The sequence below is a fragment of the Streptomyces sp. NPDC040622 genome (assembly GCF_055593965.1).
The window spans coordinates 18,165-42,929 of sequence record NZ_JBVIXD010000018.1; the positions used below are offsets into that span (position 1 = coordinate 18,165).

The 24,765-nt window shown below is 71.9% G+C and carries 18 protein-coding genes; 12 read left to right on the top strand and 6 right to left on the bottom strand.

The window, feature by feature from the left end:
- Positions 1–17 precede the first annotated feature (17 nt).
- Positions 18–332, top strand: coding sequence for an L-rhamnose mutarotase (locus ACZ592_RS36495; RefSeq protein WP_471586031.1), 315 nt, complete (start codon positions 18–20; stop codon positions 330–332).
- Positions 329–1,177, top strand: a complete 849-nt coding sequence (locus ACZ592_RS36500; RefSeq protein ID WP_471586032.1) for an amidohydrolase family protein — start codon at positions 329–331, stop codon at positions 1,175–1,177. Before ACZ592_RS36495 ends, ACZ592_RS36500 begins: the two co-directional genes overlap by 4 nt.
- Here ACZ592_RS36500 and ACZ592_RS36505 read toward each other — a convergent pair.
- Positions 1,165–2,592 (bottom strand): lipase maturation factor family protein, encoded by a 1,428-nt coding sequence (locus tag ACZ592_RS36505; RefSeq protein ID WP_471586033.1) that lies wholly within the window; start codon positions 2,590–2,592, stop codon positions 1,165–1,167. The genes ACZ592_RS36500 and ACZ592_RS36505 overlap by 13 nt on opposite strands.
- 158 nt (positions 2,593–2,750) lie before the next feature.
- Between ACZ592_RS36505 and ACZ592_RS36510 the strand changes: the two genes are divergently transcribed.
- From ACZ592_RS36510 to ACZ592_RS36520, 3 genes are all read left to right on the top strand, one after another.
- Positions 2,751–3,932: a DUF6777 domain-containing protein gene (locus tag ACZ592_RS36510; RefSeq protein ID WP_471586034.1), complete on the top strand. Its 1,182-nt coding sequence runs from the start codon at positions 2,751–2,753 to the stop codon at positions 3,930–3,932.
- A 565-nt stretch (positions 3,933–4,497) separates the two neighbouring features.
- Positions 4,498–6,597 carry a SpoIIE family protein phosphatase gene (locus ACZ592_RS36515; protein ID WP_471586035.1) on the top strand — a complete coding sequence of 700 codons (2,100 nt, stop codon included), beginning with the start codon at positions 4,498–4,500 and terminating at the stop codon, positions 6,595–6,597.
- A 9-nt stretch (positions 6,598–6,606) separates the two neighbouring features.
- Positions 6,607–7,467: an Fpg/Nei family DNA glycosylase gene (locus tag ACZ592_RS36520; protein WP_471586036.1), complete on the top strand. Its 861-nt coding sequence runs from the start codon at positions 6,607–6,609 to the stop codon at positions 7,465–7,467.
- Between the two features lie 34 nt (positions 7,468–7,501).
- Here the strand turns inward: ACZ592_RS36520 and ACZ592_RS36525 are convergent, their stop codons facing one another.
- Both ACZ592_RS36525 and ACZ592_RS36530 read right to left on the bottom strand, forming a co-directional pair.
- Complete coding sequence (locus ACZ592_RS36525) at positions 7,502–8,146, bottom strand: zf-HC2 domain-containing protein (RefSeq protein ID WP_471586037.1); 645 nt, start codon at positions 8,144–8,146, stop codon at positions 7,502–7,504.
- Positions 8,147–8,253: 107 nt separating this feature from the next.
- A complete protein-coding gene (locus ACZ592_RS36530; RefSeq protein WP_471586038.1) occupies positions 8,254–8,766 on the bottom strand; it encodes a hypothetical protein in 513 nt (170 codons plus the stop codon).
- Positions 8,767–9,054: 288 nt separating this feature from the next.
- Here ACZ592_RS36530 and ACZ592_RS36535 point away from each other — a divergent pair, with 288 nt between their 5' ends.
- A complete protein-coding gene (locus ACZ592_RS36535; protein WP_471586039.1) occupies positions 9,055–10,347 on the top strand; it encodes a CapA family protein in 1,293 nt (430 codons plus the stop codon).
- Here the strand turns inward: ACZ592_RS36535 and ACZ592_RS36540 are convergent.
- On the bottom strand, positions 10,334–13,324 hold the full coding sequence (locus ACZ592_RS36540; RefSeq protein ID WP_471586040.1) for a glycoside hydrolase domain-containing protein: 2,991 nt from the start codon (positions 13,322–13,324) through the stop codon (positions 10,334–10,336). The genes ACZ592_RS36535 and ACZ592_RS36540 overlap by 14 nt on opposite strands.
- A gap of 96 nt (positions 13,325–13,420) precedes the next feature.
- Here ACZ592_RS36540 and ACZ592_RS36545 point away from each other — a divergent pair, with 96 nt between their 5' ends.
- The 4 genes from ACZ592_RS36545 to ACZ592_RS36560 all read left to right on the top strand — a co-directional run bounded on the left by ACZ592_RS36545 (position 13,421) and on the right by ACZ592_RS36560 (position 18,367).
- Positions 13,421–14,584, top strand: coding sequence for an ROK family protein (locus ACZ592_RS36545; protein WP_471586041.1), 1,164 nt, complete (start codon positions 13,421–13,423; stop codon positions 14,582–14,584).
- 260 nt (positions 14,585–14,844) lie between these two features.
- Positions 14,845–15,756, top strand: a complete 912-nt coding sequence (locus ACZ592_RS36550) for an ABC transporter permease (RefSeq protein ID WP_471586042.1) — start codon at positions 14,845–14,847, stop codon at positions 15,754–15,756.
- The gene (locus tag ACZ592_RS36555; RefSeq protein WP_471586043.1) at positions 15,753–16,676 is read left to right on the top strand and encodes a carbohydrate ABC transporter permease; all 924 of its coding nucleotides are present in this window, start codon (positions 15,753–15,755) and stop codon (positions 16,674–16,676) included. Before ACZ592_RS36550 ends, ACZ592_RS36555 begins: the two co-directional genes overlap by 4 nt.
- A 59-nt stretch (positions 16,677–16,735) precedes the next feature.
- The gene (locus tag ACZ592_RS36560) at positions 16,736–18,367 is read left to right on the top strand and encodes an extracellular solute-binding protein (RefSeq protein WP_471586044.1); all 1,632 of its coding nucleotides are present in this window, start codon (positions 16,736–16,738) and stop codon (positions 18,365–18,367) included.
- Between the two features lie 6 nt (positions 18,368–18,373).
- On the opposite strand, the gene ACZ592_RS36565 is transcribed toward ACZ592_RS36560, so the two are convergent.
- Both ACZ592_RS36565 and ACZ592_RS36570 read right to left on the bottom strand, forming a co-directional pair.
- Positions 18,374–19,798, bottom strand: a complete 1,425-nt coding sequence (locus tag ACZ592_RS36565) for an amino acid permease (RefSeq protein WP_471586045.1) — start codon at positions 19,796–19,798, stop codon at positions 18,374–18,376.
- Between the two features lie 147 nt (positions 19,799–19,945).
- The gene (locus tag ACZ592_RS36570; RefSeq protein ID WP_471586046.1) at positions 19,946–20,407 is read right to left on the bottom strand and encodes a universal stress protein; all 462 of its coding nucleotides are present in this window, start codon (positions 20,405–20,407) and stop codon (positions 19,946–19,948) included.
- Between the two features lie 122 nt (positions 20,408–20,529).
- Between ACZ592_RS36570 and lysX the strand changes: the two genes are divergently transcribed.
- Positions 20,530–23,829 (top strand): bifunctional lysylphosphatidylglycerol synthetase/lysine--tRNA ligase LysX, encoded by a 3,300-nt coding sequence (lysX, locus tag ACZ592_RS36575; RefSeq protein ID WP_471586047.1) that lies wholly within the window; start codon positions 20,530–20,532, stop codon positions 23,827–23,829.
- Between the two features lie 70 nt (positions 23,830–23,899).
- On the top strand, positions 23,900–24,745 hold the full coding sequence (locus tag ACZ592_RS36580; protein WP_471586048.1) for a polysaccharide deacetylase family protein: 846 nt from the start codon (positions 23,900–23,902) through the stop codon (positions 24,743–24,745).
- Positions 24,746–24,765: the final 20 nt, after the last annotated feature.

Genomic DNA, 24,765 nt, shown 5'->3' on the forward strand with positions numbered 1-24,765 from the left:
ACCGGAAGGGACCGCCTGTGAGGATCGCCCTGCACACCAAGGTCCGCGCCGACCGCGTGGACGCGTACGACGCCGCGCACCGTGAGGTGCCCGCCGAACTGGTCGCGGCGATCCGTGCCGCGGGCGCCTCCTCGTGGACGATCTGGCGGAGCGGCACCGACCTCTTCCACCTCCTGGAGTACGAGGACTACGCCAGGATGCTCGCCGAGCTGGACGGGCTCCCGGTCAACATCGCCTGGCAGGCCCGCATGGCGGAGCTCCTCGACGTGGTGCACGACTACTCCGCCGAGGGCGCCGGCGCCGGCCTGCCCGTGGTGTGGGAGCTGCCGTGACGGGGCCCCTCGTCGACGCGCACCACCATGTGTGGGACCTCTCCGTCCGCGACCAGGACTGGATCACCGGCGACGCGCTCGCGCCGATCCGCCGGGACTTCTCCCTGGCCGACCTCGCGCCCGAGGCCCGTGCGGCGGGGGTCGGCGCGACGGTCCTCGTCCAGACCGTGACCGTTCCGGAGGAAACGCCGGAGCTGCTGGCCCTCGCGGCGGACAGCGACCTGGTGGCCGGTGTCGTCGGCTGGACGGACCTCACCCGCCCGGACGTCGCCGACACTCTGGCCGCGCTGCGTGAACTCCCCGGCGGACAGCACCTCGTGGGCATCCGCCACCAGGTGCAGGGCGAGGCGGACCCGGAGTGGCTGCTGCGCCCGGACGTCCGCAGGGGCCTCACCGCGCTCGCCGCGGCGGGCCTCGCCCACGACCTGGTCGTCCTGCCCCACCAGCTGCCCGCCTGCGCCAAGGTGGCGGCGGAGCTGCCCGAACTCACCTTCGTCCTGGACCACGTGGGCAAGCCGCCCATCGTGACCGGGGCCCTGGAGCCCTGGGCGTCGGCGGTCCGCGCGTTCGCCGCCCGCCCCAACACCATGTGCAAGCTCTCCGGCATGGTCACCGAGGCGGACCACAGGACGTGGACGGTGGACGGCCTGCGGCCCTACGCGGACACGGTCCTGGAGGCTTTCGGGCCCCGGCGGCTGATGTTCGGCTCCGACTGGCCGGTCAGCACGCTCGCGGCGCAGTACACCGAAGTCCTGGACGCGGCACGGCTGTTGACGGGCTCCCTGGGCCCGGACGACCTGGGTGAGGTCTTCGGCGGCACGGCCCGGCGCGTCTACGGCTTCTGAGCCGGCGTGTCGAGCCGGGTCGGCGGCAGGAACTCACGGATGTACGTGCGCTCCCAGCAGGCGCCCGTCCCGCGCAGCTCGCGCCAGGTCGTGTACCGGTAGCGGTAGAGCCGGGCGCGGACGTACGCGGGCGGGGCGTCGGGCGGGAACGGTGAGCCGCGCAGGAGCCGCAGCGTGTCGCGGTCGCCGTCCAGGAGTCGCTCCACCAGCGGTCCGAACCACGACCCGGCGTACGCGGGGGAGAGCGCGGCGAACCACATCATCCAGTCGAGCCGCAGGTGGTGGGGCGCGAACTGGCGCGGCCACCGCCGTACGTCACCGGGCTTGCCCTTGAACTCGTACGCCCGCCAGTCGGACTCCTCGCGCGGCACCGGATCCGCCGTGCCCTCGACGACGATCTCCTGGCGGACACGGCCGACGCTGCCGAACGCGCCGTACGCGTTGACGAGGTGCAGCGGGTCGAACGAGCGGTTCATGACCTGGCGCCGGGACAGCAGATTGCGCACCGGACGGTAACTCAACGCCAGCAGTGCCACGGCGGCGCCGGTGACCACCACCTCGTACCAGAGGGGCGTGGTGCCCACGTCGGGCGGCGTGCCCCAGGAGGAGAGGTCGAGGGCGGAGGCCGCGAGCACGATGGTGAGCCAGTTCAGCCAGGCGAAGTTGCCGGACAGGACCAGCCACAGCTGGGTCGCGATCATCAGTGAGGCGGCGACCGTCGCTCCCGGCTGCGGCGCGAACAGGAGGAAGGGCACGATCAGTTGGGTGATGTGGTTGGCCGCGACCTCGATGCGGTGCACGGGCCGCGGCAGACGGTGGAAGAACCAGCTGAGCGGGCCCGGCATCGGCTGCGTCTCGTGATGGAAGTCCAGGCAGGTGAGCGTGCGCCAGCACGCGTCACCGCGCATCTTGATCAGCCCCGCGCCGAACTCCACGCGGAAGAGCACCCAGCGCAGGAGGAAGAGCACGAGGACCGGCGGGGCCACCCGGTCGTTGCCGAGGAGGACCGCGAGGAAGCCGACCTCCAGGAGCAGTGACTCCCAGCCGAAGCCGTACCACGTCTGCCCCACGTTGACGATGGAGAGGTAGAGGACCCAGGGGACGAGCCACAGCAGCATGGCTCCCCACAGCGGCAGTTGGGCGTCCGCCCCGGCGAGCAGCGCCAGCGCGACCACGAAACCCGTCCAGGCGCAGAGCGCGAAGAACCGGTCCGAGTAGTGGAGCTGGAAGAGGCTCGGGGCCCGCAGGAACGGGACCCGCTCGACGTACCGGGGCACCGGCAGCATCCCGCGCTCGCCGATGAGCGCCCGGAACTGCAGGGCGGCCCCCAGGAAGGCGACGGCGTAGACGCCGGCGAGGGCCCGCTGGAAGACCAGCCGGCTCACCCAGTACGCGTCCGCCGTGAACCACTCCACCCACCCATTGTGCCGCCGGTCGGGATCTTCACCCGGCCGGGCAGGCGGTGACAGTGGGTGACCGGCGTCGGCTTGCGGGCCCGCCGCAACCCCTGCAGACAATGACAAAACGCCCCGAGCGACCGGGGGCGCACGGCACGGCAACGGCGGGAGAACCGGTGCGCACACCCACCAGGACCCACGCGATCGTCCTCGCGGTGTCCGCGGCCCTCGTGGTCGCGGGCTGTTCCGGCGACGGCGACAAGAAGGCGGCCGGCGGCGACGGTGAGCTGTTCATGCAGCCGGTCGCCGCACAGGGCCCCGACCCGTTCACCGAGTCCACCGCGAAGAGCGACGCGTCCCCGCCGCCCGTCACCCGTTCGCCGCATCCCTCGCCCACCGGATCCGCCACCCCACAGGGAACCCGGACCGTCTCGGGCGGCACCCCCGGGCTGTACGGCGGCACGCACGCCGTCGGCAGCTGCGACGTCGGCCGGCAGGTGCGCTTCCTCTCCGCGGACCGGGCCAAGGCGCGTGCCTTCGCGCAGGCGTCCGGCATCGAGGTGGCCTCCGTGTCGAGCTTCCTGCGCGGGCTGACGCCCGTCGTGCTGCGGGCGGACACGCGCATCACCAACCACGGCTTCCGGGCCGGCTCCGCGACGAGCTTCCAGTCGGTCCTGCAAGCGGGGACGGCCGTCCTCGTGGACGACCGCGGCCTGCCCCGCGTGCGCTGCGCGTGCGGCAACCCGCTGAAGCCGCCGGTCGCCCTCAAGGGCTCGCCCCGGCACAACGGACAGGCGTGGAGCGGCTACCGGCCGACGACGGTCGTCGTGGTGACCCCGGCGCCGCGGCCGATCACCAACATCACCATCGTGAACATCGTCAACAACACCTGGATCGAACGGAAGATCGGTGACGAGGACGCGGACCAGGACCGGGCGACCAAGCCTCCGGCGCCGCCCAGGCCGACGCCCACGAAGCCGACCCCGCCGACCTCCACGCCGCCCACGAGCACGACGCCCACGGACCCGGACGAGTCGGAGTCCGACGCGACGGACCCGGGCGAGACCGAGCCGGACGAGACGGGCTCAGGCGACACCCCGGGGCGGCCCACCGGCCCCGGCCAGGACCAGGACCCCGACGGCTCGTCGACCGAGTGCCCGAGCGGCAGCGGGACGCCGAGCGACCCCGCATCGCCGCTCCCCGACGGCTGCCCGCCACCGGTGCCGCCCCCGTCGACGGACACGCCGTCGGCGCCCGATCCGCCCACGGAGCAGGACCCGGACAGTCTCGTGCCCGACGACCCGAACCTGTCCGAGAACCCGCTCACCGACAGCGATCCCGGCACCTTCGACAGCTGACGGGACCGGGCCCGACCGGGACGGCCCAGGACCGTGCCGAGGCCGTCAAGCGCCTGGGCCGAGGCGGCGCTGCGCTTCGGCGAGATCGGCCGCACCCTGCTGCGGCTGCTCGACCTCCGCACGATCAGCAGGGAGGAGGGGGACCAGATCATCGAGACGGTCCCGCCGCACTGCCGGGGCATCGTGGCCTACCTCCTCGCCGGGGAGAGCGCCGAGATGTGCACGGAGGTGGCCGTGCGCGTACAGAGCGAGGTCGCGGAGACGGCGCAGTGCCCGCCCGGTGGGCGGCGACGGCTCCGGCGCGTACCGGGCCCCCGCGGCACCGGGAACCCGGTACCGTCCCGCTGTCCCGCTGTCCCGCTGTCCCGCTGTCCCGCTGTCCCGCTGTCCCGCTGTCCCGCTGTCCCGCTGTCCCGCTGTCCCGCTGTCCCGCTGTCCCAGTGGGCACGGCCCGCGGTGGGACAGGCCGCTGCCGCCCGCCCGGGGCCCGGACACGGCGCCGGGCAGGCCCCGCACGGCGCTTCCCCCACATGCGGGCACGGGGGCCTCCGCCTAGCGTGGGCCCATGGAGCACGACCCGGCGGGGCACTGCCGCTGTGGACAGCCGGCCGGGGAACCGGCCGGCTGTTTCCTCGCGCTGTACGGGGCAGCGCTGCGCATGGGCCGTTTCGACTGGGATCTGGACACGGGCCGGATGCAGATGGACGCCACCGCTCACGAGGTCTTCGACGTGCGCCCCGACGAATACGACGACCGGCCCGAGACCCTGGCCGTCCGGGTGCCGACCGGCGAGGCACACCGTCTGGACCTGACGGTCTCGCACGCCCTGAAGGACGGCAGCGACACGTACGGCGTGTACTTCCGCATCCGCTGCCGGGACGGCGCGCTGCGCTGGACCCACACCCAGGGCTGCATCGAGCGGGACGCCACGGGCCGTCCGCGCCGCATCGTGGGCCTCGTCAGGGACGCCACGCGGGAGCTCGGCGACAGCCCGGCCGCGCTGTGCGAGCGGGCCGACGAGGAGGCTGAGCGGCGCCGTACGACCAGCATCGTGCAGGGCACCACGGCGGCCCTCGCGCACGCCCGCACGGTGCGGGACGTCATCGACGTCCTCAGGGACACCCACGGCCTCGCGCACCTGGGGGCGTCGAACCTCGTCATGGGGCTCGTGGAGGCCGGACGGATCAGGCTGGTCGCCGAGGGGCCCGTGGGGAGCTACGTGCCCGGCACGCGCCTGACCGGCGTCGACGAGGAATATCCCATGAGCGAGGTGGTCCGCACCCTCGCGCCGCGCTACATCGACACGGCGGACGACTTCGCGGAGTCCTACCCGCTGCTGTGGCCGCACATCGACGAGCTGGGCATCACCGCGGCCGCCTATCTCCCGCTGATCGCCCAGGCCCGCCCCATCGGCGTCCTCGGCCTGCTCTACCAGGACAAGACCGGCTTCACCGACGAGGAGCGCAACGTCCTGGTCGCGCTGAGCAGCAGCATCGCCCAGAGCCTGCAGCGCGCCATGTTCTACGAGCAGGAGAAGGACCTCGCCCAGGGCCTCCAGCAGGCCATGCTGCCGCGCTCCATCCCCGGAGTGCCCGGCGCGGAGATCGCCGTCCGCTACCGCTCGGCGGCGCTCGGCCGGGACATCGGCGGCGACTGGTACGACGTGATCCCACTGCCCGGCGGCCGGCTCGGCGCCGTCATCGGGGACGTGCAGGGCCACGACACGCACGCGGCCGCCGTCATGGGCCAGCTCCGCATCGTGCTGCGTGCCTACGCGGCCGAGGGCCACACGCCCGCCACCGTCATGGCCCGCGCCTCCGGCTTCCTGCACGAGCTGGACACCGACCGCTTCGCCACCTGCCTGTACGCGGAGGCCGACCTGTCCACCGGCGTCGTGCAGTTCGTCCGGGCCGGCCACCTCGACCCGATCCTCCAGCTCACCGACGGCTCCTGCCGAAGGGTGCCGGTGGACGGCGGCCTGCCGCTGGGCCTCTCCGCCGAGTTCGGCCGCCTGGAGTACCCCGTCACCACCCTCGAACTCGACCCGGGCCAGACCCTGTTGCTCTGCACCGACGGCCTCGTGGAGGAGCCGGGCGCCGACCTCGACGACGGCCTGCGGGCTTTGGCGGAGCTCGCCGTCGATGGCCCCCGCGATCTGCAGAAGCTCGCCGACCGGCTCTGCGGCATCGTGGACGGCCGCGGCGGGGACGACGACGCCGCGCTGCTCCTGATGCGCCGCCGCATGATCGACGCTCCCCAGTCGGGCGGCCGGCTCCAGCAGCACGTCGCACCGAGCGACCCGGAGGCGCTCGCCGAGGCCCGGCACATGATCCGGGCGGCGGTGCGGGCCTGGGGCGCGGGCGAGCGCGCCGACGAGATCGAGCTGGTCGCCGACGAGATGATCACCAACGCCCTGATGCACACCGACGGTTCGGCCATCGTGACCCTGCGGGTCCTGAGCGGCACCGACCGGCGGCTGCGCGTCGACGTCGAGGACTCCTCCAGCGCCCTGCCGCGCCGCCGCGACGCGGGCGAGTCCGGGGTGTCCGGCCGAGGACTGCTCCTGGTGGACCGGCTCGCGGACGCGTGGGGCGTGGACGCGCGCGGCAGCGGCAAGTGCGTGTGGTGCGAGTTCGTCGTGCCCGCCAGAGAGAGCCGGGGTTGAGGGGAAGCGATGCCTGAACTGCCCGAAGTCGAAGCTCTGCGCGCGTTCCTGACGGACCATCTGGTGGGCCGCGAGATCGTGCGCGTACTGCCCACCGCGATCAGCGTCCTGAAGACGTACGACCCGCCGCTCACCGCTCTGGAGGGCCGCACCGTCACCGCCGTGCAGCGGTACGGCAAGTTCCTGGACATCGACGCCGACGGGACGCACCTCGTCACCCACCTCGCCCGCGCGGGCTGGCTGCGGTGGCACGACCGGCTCCCCGACGGCGCCCCTCGCCCCGGCAAGGGCCCGCTGGCGCTGCGCGTGGCCCTGGAGACCGGCGAGGGCTTCGACCTCACGGAGGCGGGCACGCAGAAGCGGCTCGCGGTGTACGTCACCGAGGCGCCCTCCCGGATCCCTGGCATCGCACGGCTGGGCCCGGATCCGCTGGCCGCCGACTTCGACGAGGAGCGGTTCGCCCACCTCCTGGCGGGCGAACGGCGGCAGATCAAGGGGGCGCTCCGCGACCAGAGTCTGATCGCGGGCGTCGGGAACGCGTACAGCGACGAGATCCTGCACGCGGCCCGCATGTCCCCGTTCCGGCTCACGTCGAGCCTCACGAAGGAGGAAGTCCATGGGCTGCATGTGGCGCTGCTGGCTACGTTGAACGAGGCGGTGGAGCGCTCGCGCGGTGTCGCGGCGGGCCGTCTCAAGGCGGAGAAGAAGAGCGGCCTGCGGGTGCACGGCCGCACCGGCGAACCGTGTCCCGTGTGCGGTGACACGATCAGGGAGGTGTCCTTCGCCGACTCCTCGTTGCAGTACTGCCCGACGTGCCAGACGGGCGGCAAGCCGCTCGCGGACCGGAGGATGTCGCGGCTGCTGAAGTAGCGGCCGCGACGCTCACCCGCGCCGCAGGCGACGCTCACCCGCGCCGCAGCGTCAGGAGCGCCTTTCCGTCGGCCGTGCGCACCTCGTACCGCGCGGTCCGCGCGAGGTGCAGGGCCGCGGCACCCTGCGTCCGCACGGCCCGCGCGGGGTCCCGCCAGGTCGTCACGGTCTGCTCGGAGCCGTCGGTGCCGACGGCGACCAGCTCGCAGACCCGTCCGGCGGCGGCCGTGCCACGGACCGTGAGCCCGACCTCGGTACCGGTGGCGCGGTCCCGCGCGGTCAGGGTGGCGGAGACCCCGCTGCGCGCGTCCCGCGCGCTGATCCGTACCGGGCCGGGGCCGTGTGCCGTCAGGAAGGCCGCGGCGGGTGCGCCGACGGCCAGCACCACGGCGACGGCGACGGCACCCAGCCGTCGCCCGCGCCGCAGACGACGCAGGCCTCCGCTCTCCCGTAGAAGGCGGTCCAGGAGGCTCGCGGAGGGCGCGGCGAACCGCTCCACGGGGGACGGTGTCGCACACCCGTAGATCTCCAACTGGCAGGTGGTGAGGCGCAGTTCGGCGAGGGTGAGGAGGCAGGCGGGGCAGTCCGTGAGGTGATCCTCGAAGCGGAAGGTATCCGCCTGGTCGAGGACGCCGAGCGCGTAGGCACCCGCGTCGCGATGCCGCTCCAGGGGCCTCATGGCGTTCCTCGTCGTTCCGTGTCGGCGCGGGTTCCGTACGTCCTCCGGTACGCACGGGACGGCCGAATCATTCAAGGGCGGGCAGGGGATCAGGGGCCGGCGGGGCGTCAGAACAGATGGATGGCCAGGTGCCCCAGCGGCAGCCCGAGCCGCCACGCCGGGGTCCACACCTTCGGCCCGTCCTCCTCGCCCTGCCCCGCGCCGCCGGGCACCGCGTCCAGGTCCGGTGCCAGCAGCTCGGTCTCCTGCAGCCAGCGCCAGGCCCGGTCGGCGAGTTCCAGGTCGGGCGCGGGACCGCTCGCGGACGCGGCCTCCCGGGTGCGCAGCTCCATGCCCTCGCGGACCCAGTCCTGCCAGGGCTGGCCGTACGCGGTCAGGGTCAGCCAGGTCTCCAGCTGAGAGATCACCCGGATACCGGACAGCTCGCCCTCGCTGTCCGACAGGAAGATCGTCAGGGCGAGGGCGTCACGCCCTGCCCGGTACTCGAAGGAGGTGGGCGGCATCAGGTCGCCGGTGCGCAGCAGCTCGTCGGCGATGTACTCGGCGTACAACCACGCCATCGGGACGGCCAGTTCGTCGCCCTGAGGGCCGCCCGTGTTTCCTCTGCTTCCGTGTCGCATCCGCTCCGCCTTCCTCCGGTCCGCGCGCGTCACCGGTCTTTGGCCCCCCAATCCGGCACACGGTGAGGACAGCCGATTACCCGGAGGGGGTGCTGAGCAAGGCGCTTTGCGGAGCCTTGACCCGGCCCCCGGTTTCACCGCAGGTGAGCCGCCCCGTGTTGTTCGCGTCACATGCCTCGTTGAGTGACTCCTTTTCAGGTACTGCGACGGTAATGGTCCTTGATTTGCCGTTAGCTCCGCATATGGATTCGTCTGGCCGAATATCACCCCCATCCACGGAGTCCGACCATGACGCAGCGCGCACGGACCACACGGCACACACCGACCTCATCCACCCCACCGAGCCCACGGCGCAGCCCGCGCCCGCGTCCCGCGGCGGTCGCTGCGGCGGCTCTCCTGATCGCGGGCGTCGCGGGTGCCGCGGCCTGCTCTCCCCAGTCCGCGGCGGACCGCACGGATCCCGCCCAGCGGCACGCGCCGAAGGACGCGCACGGCCGCGACTCGGGGCCGGCGCCCGCGCACTCCCCGGCCGGCGGGGGAGCGGCGCAGAAGCGCGGCTTCACGCTGGTCGCGTCCGGTGACGTCCTGCCGCACGCGTCGATCATCCGCCAGGCCGCCGCGGACGCGGGCGGCGACGGCTACGACTTCGCGCCGATGCTCGCGGGCGCCAAGCCCGTCGTCGCCAAGGCCGATCTGGCGATCTGTCACATGGAGACGGTCTACGGGGCCGACGGCGACTACAGCGGCTACCCCAGCTTCAAGTCGCCGCCCCAGGTGGCCCGGGCCCTCAAGGCCACCGGCTACGACTCGTGCTCGACCGCCTCCAACCACACCCTGGACGCCGGTTCGGCGGGTGTGCGCCGCACCCTGGACGCGCTCGACAAGGCGGGCGTCAAGCACGCGGGCTCGGCCCGCTCGGCCGCCGAGGACAAGACCCCCGCGTGGCTGCGGGCGGGCGGCGCGAAGGTCGCGCAGCTGGCGTACACCTACGGCACCAACGGTTACCCGGTGCCGAAGGACAAGCCCTGGTCGGTCGACCTCATCGACCGCGGCAAGATCGTCGCGGACGCCCGGGCGGCCCGCAAGGCGGGCGCCGACGTCGTGGTCGTCAGCCTGCACTGGGGCTCGGAGTGGCAGGACGAGCCCGACCGGCAGCAGGTGAGCCTCGGCAAGCAGCTCACCTCGTCCCGCACGGCCGGCCGCCCGGACATCGACGTCCTGCTGGGCACGCACGCGCACGTGCCGCAGGCCTACGAGAAGGTGAACGGCACCTGGGTCATCTACGGCATGGGCGACCAGATCGCCGGCGACATGATCAACCACGAGGGCGCGCACGACCCGCGCGGCAACCAGGGCTCCATCGGCCGCTTCACCTTCGCCCCGCCCGCGCGCCCCGGCGCCCGCTGGGAGGTGAAGAAGGCCGAGTTCATCCCGATGTGGTTCGACACCGATCCCGGCCGCGTCGTCAACCTCAACAGGGCGCTGGACCGCGGCGCCGCGGTGGGTGACGTACGCGACCGGATCCGCCGCGTCGTCCTCAGCCGGGGTGCGGCCAAGGACGGCCTCGTCATGGGGAAGTAGTCCCGCCGGCGGGTGACTCGATCCGCAGCAGCCAGCCGCGTCCCGGGGCCACCGGGACCGGCTCGCCCGCGGTGAACTCCCGCTCCGGCTGGAACCCTTCGATCGCGGGCGCGTACGCCGCGACCGGGACCGACTCCGTGGCCAGGACGACCTCGACGGGCTCCGCCGCCCAGGACGCGAGCGCCGTCGCCGTCCCGCCGGGGCCCCGCCAGGTCGTCGCGAGCACGTCGTCCCGCCCGGTCCGCACCGGCGGCCCGCCCGCCCACCACCCGGTCATCTCCGCCTCCGGCAGCCGCAGCAGGTCGACGGCACGCCACAGCGGCCGTACGTCGGTCATCGGGGCCCGCGCCGTCATGCCGAAGACCAGGCCGCGCCAGGGATTGCCGCCGCCCTGAAGCATCTCGCCCATCAGGCCGAACGGGATGCCCGACATCTCGACCAGCCAGTAGGCGGGGTCGGCGCCGTCCGCGCGGTCCCCCTCGCCGGTGCCGTCGTAGTCGAAGAGCTCGCCGAGCCAGAGCCGGTCGACGTAGGGCAGCAACTCCGCGTAGAGGTTGGCGCTGGAGGCGAAGCCGTCCGGCTCCCTGAACTGGTTGCACGAGTGCAGGTCGACGAGCGGCGCGGATTCCCCGGACCCGGCGAGCGCCTTGCGGACCCGCTTCATGGTGGTCCTGTCGTACGCGACATCGTCCAGGTAGAGCCCGTCCACGCCGACGACCCGGCGCAGCCGCTCGATGCCGCACACATAGGAGTTGTGCCACCGCGAGTCGCCGGACGTGACGACCGCGACGTCGCCGATGTCGGGGGCCACCCAGCCCGGCACGTAACCGCTGCCCATGTGCTCCCGCAGCCAGGCGTGGCCGCCGCCGGGCCCGGGCGCGAAGATCTCGTCGCCGAGCGCGGCGAGTACCGGCAACTCCGGGGTGTGCCGGGTGAGTTCGCGCACCGTGTCGTACACCTTCACACGCACGCCGAGCCGGTGTGCCTCGTCGGTGTAGGCGCGCAGTGTCTCCGCGGCGAGCAGCGGGTCGTTGATGTAGGGGTTGGGCGGCGTCGCGTGGTGCAGGTTCACGACGTTCGCGCCGTACGCCGCCACCTCGTCGGGCGAGGCGTACGCGTGGAAGTACCGCTCGGTGAGCTGGCGGGCCGGGTCGAGCGGCTTGAACGGGGTGAGCAGCAGCCGGAACTCGAAGCGGCGGCTCTCGCCCGCCCGCAGCCGCAGCGGCCCGCTGAACGCGGTGAGCCCGCGCACCCCGCCGGCCGTGCGCAGCCGCACGCCGCCACCCCCGTCGCCCGCCCAGGAACGGGGGGTGACCAGGGGCTTCTCCCGGTAGTAGTTGGTGTTCAGCGGCCGCGCGTAGTGCTCGTCGCGCAGCGAGAGCTGCAGACCCGCCGCGGGCTCCCCGAGCCACAGGGCGTCCTGGTTGCGGGTCGGGGTCTGCCAGGTCCAGTCGTACGTCGCCGGGCACGCGCGGCCCGTCAGGCCGAGCCCCATCGCGTACCGCGCCACGTCCTCGCGCAGCGGCACGTCCAGCGTCACGTCGAGTTCGGTGTCGGCGGTGGCCTCGACGGTCGCCCGCACGACGAGGAAGCCGTCGGCCTCCAACTCGCCCTCGGTGCGCAGAAGTACGTCCGCTCCGGTGGCCGTCGTCGACCAGCGCACGCGCGCGGGTCCCGGCTGGTCGAGGGTGAGCGGCCCGTGCTCCAGAGGGCGGCCGACGCCGAACGTGACCGGTGCGGCCAGCAGGGGGCGCTCGGGCCCGTCGGTGCGGGTCCCGGCTGGGGTGAAGGTGGTGGCGAGCCGGTGCGGGAGTCCGTCGGGGCCGAGTTCGACGGTGCGGCCGAGGATCGCGAGGCGCTGCCCGTCGACCTGCACGGGTGTGAAGGGCGGGACCACCTCGTCGTCCTGGGCCAGCGTCGAGTCCAGCCAGCGCAGCCGGGCGAGCCGCTCCGGTTCGCCCGCGCCGTGGTCGGCGACGACGGCTTCGCCGACGTCGAGCAGCAGGGGCAGGACGCGCTCCGGGGCGCCCTGCGCACGGACGGCGATCTCCGCCTCGTACCGGCCGGGACGCGCCTCCTCGGGCACGTCGATGCCGATCCACAGTGCGCTCACCCCGCCCGCACCGACCTCGACGTGCCGCCGGAAGGTCTCCCCGCGCGCGTCGGTGCCGCCGGTGCTCAGGCACCGCACGGGGAAGGGCAGGCCGCGCACGTCGGCGCGCACGTCCGTGAGGTCGGCGAGCGCGTACACGCCGACCTGCACCGCGTAGAACTCGCCGCGGTCCGCCGCACCGGTGAAGGGGGCGCCGGCAGGGGCGTGCGCCCAGCGTGCGGGCAGCCTTCCGTACCGGCCGAGGGGGTGCGCCCGGTCCTCGCCGAAGAGCACGAACGGCTCGTCCGCGTGCGCTTGTCGAACGGCCAGACACTCGTCGGCGGTCGCCGCGAAGCCCATCGGCGCGAACGAGTCGACGGCGCTCGCCGCCTCGTAGCGGAACGCCTCGGCGCGCGGAAGCCGCTCCCAGCCGCCGCTCGACCCGCTGTGGACGGACCCGTCGAGCCCGGCCCCGTCGAGGCCGCAGCGGTGCGCCCAGCCGGGGTCCGCGCTCCGGGTGGGCGGGCGGTAGGCGGCCTGGGGGTAGTACGGCTTGCCGGTGTGCGCGTACGGCAGGTAGTGCACCGCGTAGGCGCCGGGGCCCTCCACCGGCTCGAAGGCGATGCGCCCGCGCTCCTCGGTCACCTCCACGGCCACCGTGTTGTGCACCCGCAGGCCGGACGGGGCGAGGACGATCACGTCCACATCGCCCACGACGGAGCGCACGTCCAGGTCCTGGCGGCGCCACGGAAGGTCGGCCGCCACCGCGGGCGCCGCCGCCGTCACGTCCACCAGCAGGCGATGATGTCCGTAGACGTCGTGATCCCAGAGGCCGACACCGCACTCCAGCTCCGGATGGCCGGCCCGCGGTTCTGTCTCACCCATCTGTGCTCCCCAAGGGCGCTGTTTATTAGGTAAGTTTCTCAATCGCTCCGGGTCACCCTGAGAGCAACCGATCTTGCTGTCAAGGGGGAGGGACCCATGAGTGGCGACCCGTTGAGTGGCGATCCGTCACTGCTGCGGCGGCTCAACGCGGCGGCCGCCCTGCGCGTGCTGCGCGAGCGCGACGAGATCACCGCGCCCGAGCTCGCCGCGCTGATCGGCGTCTCGAAGCCGACGGCCCAGGACCTGACGGCCCAACTCCTGCGCCAAGGGCGCCTGGTGGAGCTGCCCTCGGGCAGCGGCGGCGGGGTCGGCAGGCCGGCCCGCAGATTCCGGTTCCGCGCCGAGGCCGGACACGTCATCGGGGTGGACATCGGCGCGCACAAGGTCCTGGTGATCGCCGCCGACCTGCTCGGCCGCACGGTTGCCACCCGGCGCGTCGCCGTCACCCCCGAACTCCCCGCGGCCGAACGGCTCGACGCCGTGCGCTCCGCCATCACCGGCTGCCTCGCGGCGCCGGAGGCCGCCGGGGTGCGCCCGCTCGCCACCGGCGTCGGCACCAGCGGCATGGTCGACACCGCGGGGCGGGTGGCGGTGAGCGACTCGCTGCCCGGGTGGAGCGGCCTCGACCTCGCCAGGGAACTCACCGGCGCCGCCCGCGGCCCCGTGGTCGTCGGCAACGACATCCAGCTGGCGACCCTGGCCGAGTGCACCGGCGGAGTCTCCGTCGACGTGCGCGACTGCGTCTACCTGTACGTCGGCAACCGCCTCGGCATCGGCCTGTGGCTCCGCGGCGAACTGCACCGCGGCCACCACGGGGCGGCCGGCGAGATGGTCGCCGGGGACGGCTGGGAACTCTCCTACCAGCGGCTTCTCGACTGGTTCGCAGGGCACCAGGGCGCCGAGCGGCCCACCAGGGAGAACGCGGCACGCGCCGTCGTCACCGCCGCGGCCGCGGGCGACGGCGGGGCCCGCTACACCCTGCGCGCCTTCGCCGAGTGCCTCGCCGACAGCCTCACCCGACATGTCGCCGTGCTCGATCCGCGCGCGGTCGTGCTCGGCGGCGGCATCTCCCGGGCGGGCCTCCTGCTGAGCGAGCCGTTCGCCCGGCGCCTGGCCGAACGCTGCCCGTACGCGCCCGAGATCCGCACCTCCGTCCTGGGTGAGGAATCGACCGCAATCGGGGCAGCCCGTCTCGCACTGGACCACTTGGAACAGATGGAGCAGACCGACCGCGCCGCGCAGAAAAGTCCAACCCCTTAACTCTCACAAGTGGTTGACGGGCGCGAGCGGCCCTTCCATGATGTGGCTCACTTTCGGCAAGTTGGCTTCTTAACTAAGTCCTTCCGAGGACGCCCCGAGATGCCCGCTGTCGGTGCCCCCATTCCGTCGTGCCGCCAGGCCAGGGAGAACGAGTGACATCCCCTGCAACGCGACGCAGGCCACAGGCCGCGTCACCGCCCGCGTCCGTGTCGAAGTCGACGTCGAAGCCCCCCTCGGGGGACCCCGGTGCGAAGCTGCGCATGCGCGCGCCACTGCGAGTCCGGCTGCGCAACAACTGGGTGATGCTCGCCCTCATGACCCCGGGCGTGCTGTTCTTCATCGGGTTCTTCTACGTGCCGATGCTGGGCAACATCATCGCCTTCCAGGACTACCAGCCCTTCATCGGCTTCAAGGACAGCCCGCTGGTCGGCCTCGCCAACTTCCAGGAACTGTTCGCCGATCCGGCGTTCTGGGAGTCGGTCCGCAACACCCTCGCCTTCGCGGCCCTCCAGCTCATCTTCTTCTTCCCGGCCCCGCTCGCCCTGGCGCTGCTCATCAACAGCCTGGTCAGCCCGCGCGTCAAGAAGTTCGTGCAGAGCATCGTGTACCTGCCGCACTTCATCTCGTGGGTCCTGGTCGTCGCGCTCTTCCAGCAAGTCCTCGGCGGCGCGGGACTGTTCAGCAACTACCTCCGCGACCACGGCATGTCGGCGCTCGACGTCATGAGCGACCCCAGCACCTTCCCGCTGCTGATCACGGGACAGGTGATCTGGAAGGACATCGGCTGGGGAATGATCATCTACCTGGCGGCGCTCGCCGGCGTCGACCAGAGCCTGTACGAGTCGGCGGCCGTCGACGGCGCCGGACGCTGGCGCCGCATGTGGCACGTCACGCTGCCCGCCGTGCGCGGCGTCACGATCATGCTGCTCGTCCTCCGCCTCGGCGACGTGCTCTCCGTCGGCTTCGAGCAGTTCCTGCTGCAGCGCGACGCGGTCGGCGCCCGCGCCGCGGAAGTCCTCGACACGTACATCTACTACCACGGTGTCGTCTACGGCGACTGGGGCGTCGGCGCCGCGGCCGGCCTGGTCAAGGGCGTCATCGGGGCCTTGATGATCTGGGGCGCCAACAGGGTCGCCCATGCCTTCGGAGAGCACGGGGTGTACAGCAAATGAGCAGCTTCGGATTCCCCCTGCGCACCCCGCGGCACCGCGAGGAGCGACCCGCCTGGGAGGAGCCGCCGACGAAGATCGGCTCGGCCGCCAAGGCCGTCGTCATCACGGTGATCTGCGGCGTGATGATCCTGCCCTTCCTCACGGTGCTCTCCACGAGCCTCGCCTCCCGCAAGGAGATCACCGAGTCCGGCGGCTTCGTCCTCTTCCCCAGCGAGCCGACCCTGGAGGCGTACCGCACGATCCTGTCCGGCGGTATCGTCTCCCGCGCGGTGATCGTGAGCGTCCTGATCACCGTGGTCGGCACGGCCCTCTCGCTCCTGACGACGATCGCCCTCGCGTACGCCCTGAGCAAGCGCGGGGTGCCGGGCAGCAAGCCGATCCTGCTCCTGGTCCTGTTCACGCTGCTTTTCGCGCCGGGCATGGTCCCGATGTACGTCGTCGTCAAGGAGCTCGGACTCCTCGACTCCTACTGGTCGTTGATCCTGCCGGTGCTGATCAACGCCTTCAACCTCGTCGTCCTGCGGGCGTTCTTCATGAACATCCCCGACGAGCTCTACCAGGCGGCCCGCATCGACGGCGCGGGGGACTGGCGGATCCTCACCCGCATCGTGCTCCCGCTCTCCAAGGGCGTCGTCGCCGTCGTCGGGCTCTTCTACGCGGTGACGTACTGGAACGCCTTCTTCAACGCGATGCTGTACCTCAACGACTCCGGCAAGTGGCCCATCCAGCTGGTCCTGCGCACCTACGTCGTCCAGAACAAGTCCATGACGAGCGACCAGCTCGGCATCGCCCACATGCCGCCGCAGCAGTCCCTGTCCATGGCCGTGGTCATGATCGCGCTGCTGCCGATCCTCGCGCTCTTCCCCTTCCTGCAGAAGTACTTCACCAAGGGCGTGCTCACCGGCGCCATCAAGGGCTGACCCCGCGCCGCACGTTCCTCATCACACGACCTCTTTTGCGGAGATTCCCCATGCCTGGCATGTCCCGACGCAGCTTCCTCAGCCTCTCCACCGCCGTCGCCGCGGGTGCGGCCGTCACCTCCCTGACCGGCTGCGGCTCGTCCGCCAAGAAGACGGGTGAGGCGGCGTCGTCGAAGGTGAAGCTGCCTTCGCACGTCCCCTTCAACAAGATCAAGCCCGATCTCGCGCCGAACGCGAAGGGCCTCTCGGCGGGCTTCCTCTCCTACCCCAAGGACCTGGTCCGCAGCGTCGCGAAGACCCCCGGCGACGGCTCGGAGATCACCATGCTCACGGAGATCTGGACGCAGCCGCCGACGCCCAAGGGCTCCAACGCGTACTGGAAGAGGCTCAACAAGGAACTCGGCGTCGACCTCACCGCGATCCTCGGCACCGACCCCGGCTACGAGGAGAAGTTCTCCGCGACGATCGCCGGCGGCGACCTGCCCGACCTGCTGTGGATACCGCCCAACCAGGGCATCCAGCACGTCGCGGAGCTCTTGGAGGCCAAGTGCGCGGACATCACGGAGTACGTGTCGGGCGACGCGGTGAAGACGTACCCGAACCTGGCCGCGATGACCCCGGCGCACTGGAAGACGGCGGTCGTCAACGGCAAGATCTGGGGCGCTCCCGTACCCTACCCGGCACTCGGCCAGGTCTACGCGGGCAACCCGCGGGTCTGGGACAAGGCCGACGGCATCCGCTCCGCCGGTCCCGAGGAGTTCCTCGCCAAGTGCAAGGAGGTCACCGGTGGCAAGGTCTGGGCCCTTGAGCCCATCTACGTCAACGCCGCCAGCGTACTGAGCCAGTGTTTCGGCGCACCGAACAAGTGGCGCCAGAACAAGGACGGTTCGCTCACCTGGTTCCAGGACACCGACGAGTACGAGGAGACTCTGAACTTCGTCCTGAAGCTGAAGAAGGCGGGCGTCTTCTACCCGGGCAACCCCAAGATGGCCGACGCGTACATCAAGATGGCGCAGGGCACGATCGGCGCCACCGTGCACGCCAACCCCTTCAACGCGCGCAGGGACATCCGCGTCCAGGACCCGGGCGTCGCCGCGGAGATCCTGATCCCGTTCGGCGCCGGCGGCAAGAAGCCCAACCACCACTACCACCTGGGCACCATCGGCTACACCGCCATCAAGAAGGGCGACGAGAAGCGGGTGCGGATGCTGCTGCGCGTCCTGGACTACCTGGCAGCGCCGTTCGGCAGCAAGGAGCGCGAGTTCCTGGAGTACGGCACCGAGGGCGACGACTTCACGTACGACAAGAACGGTTTCCCCGACCGCACCAAGCAGGGCAAGCAGCAGGTCGAGGGCCTCTCCAGCGGACTGCAGACGGTGACGACGTCGCCCTTCGCCCTCATCGCGTCGACGTTCCCGGGCACGGAGCGGGCCCAGGACGTCAAGGACGTCTACGCCGCCGAGCAGAAGCTCCTGGAGACCGCGGTGCGCAACCCGACGGTCGGCCACTACTCGGACGCGTACACCCAGCACTACGGGCGCATGTCCACCGAGGCGACCGACCTGGTCAACGACATCGTCAGCGGGCGCAAGAAGCTCAGCGAGTGGCGGCCGTTCTGGGCCGAGTGGAAGAACAAGGGCCTGGAGCAGATGGCCCGCGAGTTCCAGAAGTCGATCGAGCAGAGCTCCTGACGGACGTCAGGCCCCCGTGCCCCGGTCGGCCTTGGCGAGCTCCGACTTCCGGTAGGAGTACCCGAAGTAGACGCCGAGGCCGATCAGGAACCAGACGGCGAACCGCACCCAGGTCTGCCACTGCAGGAACGTGATCAGCCAGATGGAGAAGACCACGCCCAGCGCGGGCACCACCGGCATCCCGGGGCAGCGGAACGTGCGCGGCAGCTCCGGCCGCTTGTAGCGCAGCACGATCACCGCGATGCACACCACGACGAACGCCAACAGGATGCCGATGTTGGTCAGTTCGGCCGCCTCGCCGATCGGCAGGAACCCGGCGATGGCGGCCGACGCGAACCCGACGATCCACGTCACGCGCGTCGGCACCTGCCGCGTCGGGTGGGTCTTGGCGAACCACTTGGGCAGGAGGCCGTCCCGGCTCATCGAGAACCACACGCGCGTGCAGCCCAGCATGAACGTGAACATCACGGTGAGGATGCCGATGATCGCGCCCACCGCGATGACGTCCGCGAGACCGCCGAGCCCCACGGACTTGAAGGCCGTGGAGAAGCCGCTCTCCGGGTCGACGTCCTGGTAGCTCTGCATGCCGGTCAGGACCAGGCACGCGAGGACGTACAGCACCATCGAGATCGCCAGGGAGTAGAGGATCGCCTTCGGCATGTGGCGCTGCGCGTCCTTGGACTCCTCGGCCGCGGTCGACATGGCGTCGTAGCCGAACACGGCGAAGAAGACGGTCGCCGCACCCGTGAACGCGCCGCTGACCCCGTAGGGGAAGAACGGGTCGTAGTTGCCGGTCTCGATGTGGAAGAAGCCGACCGCGATCACCACGAGCACCACGATCACCTTCAGCACGACCACGATCATCTCGAAGCGTGCGGCGTTCTTGATGCCGAGGGTGAGCAGGTAGGCGATGAACAGGCAGAGCACCGCGGCGAACAGGTCGACCTTGTGGCCGTCACCGGTGCCGGGTGCGCCCATCATCCAGTTCGGCAGCTCGGCACCCATCTCCTCGACGAGGAAGCCGAAGTAGCCGGAGATGCCGATCGCCACGACGGCGACGATCGCGGTGTACTCCAGGAGCAGGTCCCAGCCGATGAACCAGCCGGTCAGCTCGCCGAGCACCACATAGCCGTAGGTGTACGCCGATCCCGCCTTCGGGATCATGCCCGCGAACTCGGCGTAGGAGAAGGCGGCGGCCGCGCTCGCGACCCCCGCGATCAGGAACGAGACGAGCACCGCGGGTCCCGCGGTGCCGTTGGCGACGGCCCCGGCGAGGCTGAAGATGCCGGCGCCGATGATGCCGCCGACCCCGATCGCCGTGAGCTGCCAGAGCCCGAGGGACTTGGCGAGTCCGCCGCCCCCCTCGGTCTCCTGGATGTTCTCGATGGGCTTGCGGCGCAGTACGCCCTGCCCCATCCGCAGTCCCGACATGAGCTCCACCTCTTCGCAGACGGCAGTCGGCCGATGGCGGATCATGATGGCCCAGCCAGGGCCGCGACGGAAGACGCCACACCCCGGCCGCCCGCAGGCGGGGCGCGACGGGGGCCATTCAGGGCAGTGCGAGGGGACGGTCGCCGGTTACGGGACCACGGTGACCGGCCAGCGGCCGGCCTTCACCAGCCGGACGGCGACCGAACCGACGATGCGGTGGCCCGCCTGCTCGGACGCGCCGACGACGACGGCGTCCGCCTTCAGGTCGTCGGCGGCGGTCACCAGGCCGGTGTACGGGTCGCCGCGGAAGGTGTGGAACTCCCACCGGACATCGAATATGTCCTTCACGCGCTCGGTGGCCGCGCGGATCTCCGTGATCAGCCCCTCGGCGATCTCGTCGGTGGTCTCCGCGACCGGGGCGCCGAATGCGGCGCCCGCCGCCATCACCGGCTGGACGTAGACGACGGCGAGCAGTGCCCGCTGCCTCCTGGCCATGCCTCCGGCATATGCCGCCGCCCGCAGGGACGAATCGGAGCCATCGACTCCGACGACGATCACCTTCGGCCCGTCGGTGCCGCGTTCAAACTGCTGGGACTGGTCTGCGCTCACGCCGAGAGATTAGCGGAGGCCCTCCTACCGCCTGTGTCCCGGGCAGGCGGCCGTACCCCGCCCGTCCCCCTGCCGTCGCTCTCGACGGGCGTGGTGGCGCGGCCCTTCCTAGAGTCGTGACCATGACTGTCAGTACGGAGGAAACCGAGGCCAGAGGGCAGATACGCAACCGGGGCGGCTTCCTCGGACGCGTCCCGGAGGGGTTCGCCGCCTTCTTCGGCACCCTCGGCGTCTTCTGCGCGGTCCTCGCGGTGATCGCCCCGCTGCGGCGCCTGCTCCTGCCCGTCATCCGCGCCCTGGACCTCGTCACCGTCCCGGTCAGCGCCAACCTCGCCTACGCCGTCTTCCTCTTCCTGCTGGCCGCCGCCACGGCCGCCCGCAAGAAGGTCGCCTGGTGGCTCGTCGTCAGCTATCTCGGCCTGCTGCTCGTCTTCGACATCCTGGGCGCCGCCCTCGGCTTCTGGGCCGACTCGCTGCCGTCCTTCGTCGTCTGCGGCGTCGCCTTCGTCCTGCTGATACTCGCCCGCAAGCAGTTCTCCGCCGACTCCCGGCGCGGCGCCGTCTGGCGGGCCCTCGCGGTCCTGGCCGCGGGCCTCGGTGTCGCGATCCTGGTCGGCTGGGGCCTGGTCGAACTGTTCCCCGGCACGCTGCCCCGCCAGGAACGCCTCCTGTGGGCGGCCAACCGCGTCTGCGGCGGGCTGATCCACGGCGGCGACTACTTCGACGGCTCGCCGCCCCGCGCCCTCTACTTCTGGCTCGGCCTGTTCGGCGCGCTCGCCCTGCTGAACGCCGCCGCCACGCTCTTCCGCTCCCAACGCATGGAGGCGGCGCTGCACGGCGACGAGGAGCCCCGCATCCGCGCGCTGCTCGGCGCGTACGGCGCGCAGGACTCGCTCGGCTACTTCGCCACCCGGCGCGACAAGGCCGTCGTCTTCTCGCCCAGCGGCAAGGCCGCCGTCACCTACCGCGTCGAGGCGGGCGTCTGCCTGGCCAGCGGCGACCCCGTCGGCGACCGCGAGGCCTGGCCGCACGCGATCGGCGCCTGGCTCGACGTGGCACGGCGGTACGCGTGGCAGCCCGCCGTCATGGGCGCCTCCGAGGACGGCGCCACGGCGTACGCCCGCGCGGGACTCGGCGCGCTGCAACTCGGCGACGAGGCGATCCTGCACGTCGCCGACTTCGACCTGGATGGCCGCGACATGCGCGTCACCCGCCAGGCCGTCAACCGCGTCCGCCGCACCGGCGCCACCACGCGCATCCGCCGCCACTCCACCCTCAGCGACGGGGAGATGGAGGAGATCATCGACAAGGCCGACGCCTGGCGGGACACCGAGACCGAGCGCGGCTTCTCCATGGCCCTGGACCGCCTCGGCGACCCCGAGGACGGCGACTGTCTCCTCGTCGAGGCACTGGACGAGGACGGCAAGCTCCGGGCGCTGCTCTCCCTCGTCCCATGGGGCAAGGACGGCATCTCCCTGGACCTGATGCGCCGGGACCGCAGCGCGCCGAACGGCGTCATGGAGTTCATGGTCGCCGAACTGTGCGCCGCGGCGGGCAAGTTCGGCGTGCGGCGCATCTCCCTGAACTTCGCGGTGTTCCGCTCCGTCTTCGAGGAGGGCGGCCGTATCGGGGCGGGCCCGGTGCTGAGGCTGTGGCGCAAGCTGCTCCTGTTCTTCTCCAAGTGGTGGCAGCTGGAAGCCCTCTACCGCTCGAACGCCAAGTACCACCCCGAGTGGTACCCGCGCTTCATCTGCTACGGCGACAGCGGCGCCCTCGCCCGCATCAGCCTGGCGTCCGGCATCGCCGAGGGGTTCGTCTCCGTGCCGTCGCTGCGCAAGCTCTGGGGCAAGGGACGCAGGACCTGGGGCGTCACCCAGCCCGCCACCACCGAGGGCCTGCCCCCGATCGCCGCGCTCGGCCTCGCGGGCCAGGGCGAGGCGGCCGACGCCGACCCCACGGCGGACCTCCCCGAGCAGATCCGCATCCGGCACCGCAAACTCGACCGCCTGCGCGCGCAGGGCGTCGACCCGTACCCGGTGGGCCTCGCCCCGCGCACCCACGAACTCGCCTCCGTCACCCGGGACATGGCGACCGGGCCGGTCACGGTCGCCGGCCGCGTCATGCTCGTACGCGATTTCGGCGGCATCGTCTTCGCCGTCCTGCGCGACTGGTCGGGCGACCTGCAGCTCGCCCTCACCCGCGACACGTCGGGGCCCGACGTCCTGGACCGCTTCACCGCCGGCACCGACATCGGCGACCACATCACCGCCACCGGCACGGTAGGCACCAGCGACCGGGGCGAGCTCACCGTCTTCGTCACCGACTGGCGGCTCACCGGCAAGTGTCTGCGCCCGTTGCCCGACAAGCGCCGCGGGCTGACCGACCCCGAGGCCAAGGTCCGGCGCCGCTACCTCGACCTCGTCGCGAGCCCCGGGGCTCGCGACGTCGTGCGGGCCCGCTCCACCGCCGTACAGGCGCTGCGCCAGGGCTTGTTGGACCGCGGGTACCTAGAGGTCGAGACGCCGATGCTCCAGCAGATCCACGGCGGTGCCAACGCCCGCCCCTTCACCACCCACATCAACGCCTACGACCTCGACCTGTATCTGCGCATCGCCCCCGAGCTGTACCTGAAGCGGCTCTGCGTCGGCGGCATGGAGAAGGTCTTCGAGATGGGCCGCACCTTCCGCAACGAAGGCGTCTCCTACAAGCACAACCCCGAGTTCACGATGCTGGAGGCCTACCAGGCCTTCGCCGACTACGACGTGATGCTCGACCTCACCCGCGAACTCATCCAGGGCGCGGCGACCGCCGCCTTCGGCTCGCCCGTCGCCCGCAAGGCCGATGCCGACGGCAGGCTCGTCGAGCACGACATCTCAGGGCCCTGGCCGGTGAAGACCGTCTACGGGGCGCTCTCCGAGGCGCTCGGCGACGAAGTCGACGCGGACACCCCGCTGGAGTCGCTGCACCGGCTCTGCGACCGGGTCGCCGTCCCGTACACGGCGGACGACGGGCGCGGTGACGTCGTCCTGGAAATGTACGAGCGGCTCGTCGAGGAGAAGACGAAGCTGCCCACCTTCTACAAGGACTTCCCGACCGACGTCTCCCCGCTGACCCGCCAGCACCGCACCGACCCGCGCCTCGCCGAACGCTGGGACCTCGTCGCCTTCGGTACCGAACTGGGCACCGCGTACTCGGAGTTGACCGACCCCGTGGAGCAGCGTCGGCGGCTGACCGCGCAGTCGCTCCTCGCCGCCGGGGGAGACCCGGAAGCCATGGAGCTCGACGAGGACTTCCTCGACGCCCTGGAGTACGCCATGCCGCCCACCGGCGGCCTCGGCATCGGCGTCGACCGGCTCGTCATGTTCCTCACCGGCCTGACCATCCGGGAAACCCTGCCCTTCCCCCTCGTCCGCCGCGTCTGATCGGGTGTTTTCGGGGGCCGTCCCGGCGTTGATGTGCCGCGTGGGCCTTCGGCCATGCGACGGATTAGTCATGAAAGATGATCAGCTGACTCCAGGGCGTCGCGTCCTGCTCCGCGCCGCCGCGGTGCTCGGTCTGGGCGCGACCGCGGGCTGTGCGGGCACGGAGAGCCCTTCCGTCCCCGGCCCCGCCGGCACCGCGGGCGCGCCCGCCGCCGGGGGCCCGCAGGCCGCACGCGCCTTCAAGCCCTCCGCGTACCGCCTGCAGCCCATGGCGGGCAGCCCCCAGCGCGCGGCACGGGCCCTGCCCCGCGTGCGCAAGGAGCCGATCCTGCGCATGCCGGGGCGCGACCGCTCGATGGTGCTGACCTTCGACGACGGGCCCGACCCCCGCTACACCCCGGACATCCTGCGGACGCTGCGCCGGCACGACGTGCGCGCGATGTTCTTCGTGTGCGGGGAGATGGCCGTCGACAACAAGGACCTGCTGCGCGAGATGGCCGACGACGGGCATCTGATCGGCAACCACACCTGGGACCACCCGCTCCTGCCCCGCCTGGACAAGAACGCCGTGCGCCGGCAGATCGAGCGGACCTGCGACGTCATCGAGGACGCGACCGGTGAACCCCCCTCCTGGTTCCGCGCGCCCTACGGGGCGTGGAACCGTCACGCCTTCCACCTGGGGGCCGAGCTGGGCATGGAACCCCTCGCCTGGACCGTCGACACCCTCGACTGGACCGAACCCGGCGCGGCGACCATCGTGCGGCGCGTGCGCGCGGGCGCGGGGCCCGGTGTCGTGGTGCTCTCGCACGACGCGGGCGGCGACCGCTCGGGCAGCGTCACCGCGCTGCGGAGCTACCTCCCCGAGCTGCTCGAATCCGGCTACCGCATCACGCTGCCGAGCCGCTACATGTCCTGAGGCGCGCCCCCGTTCACCCC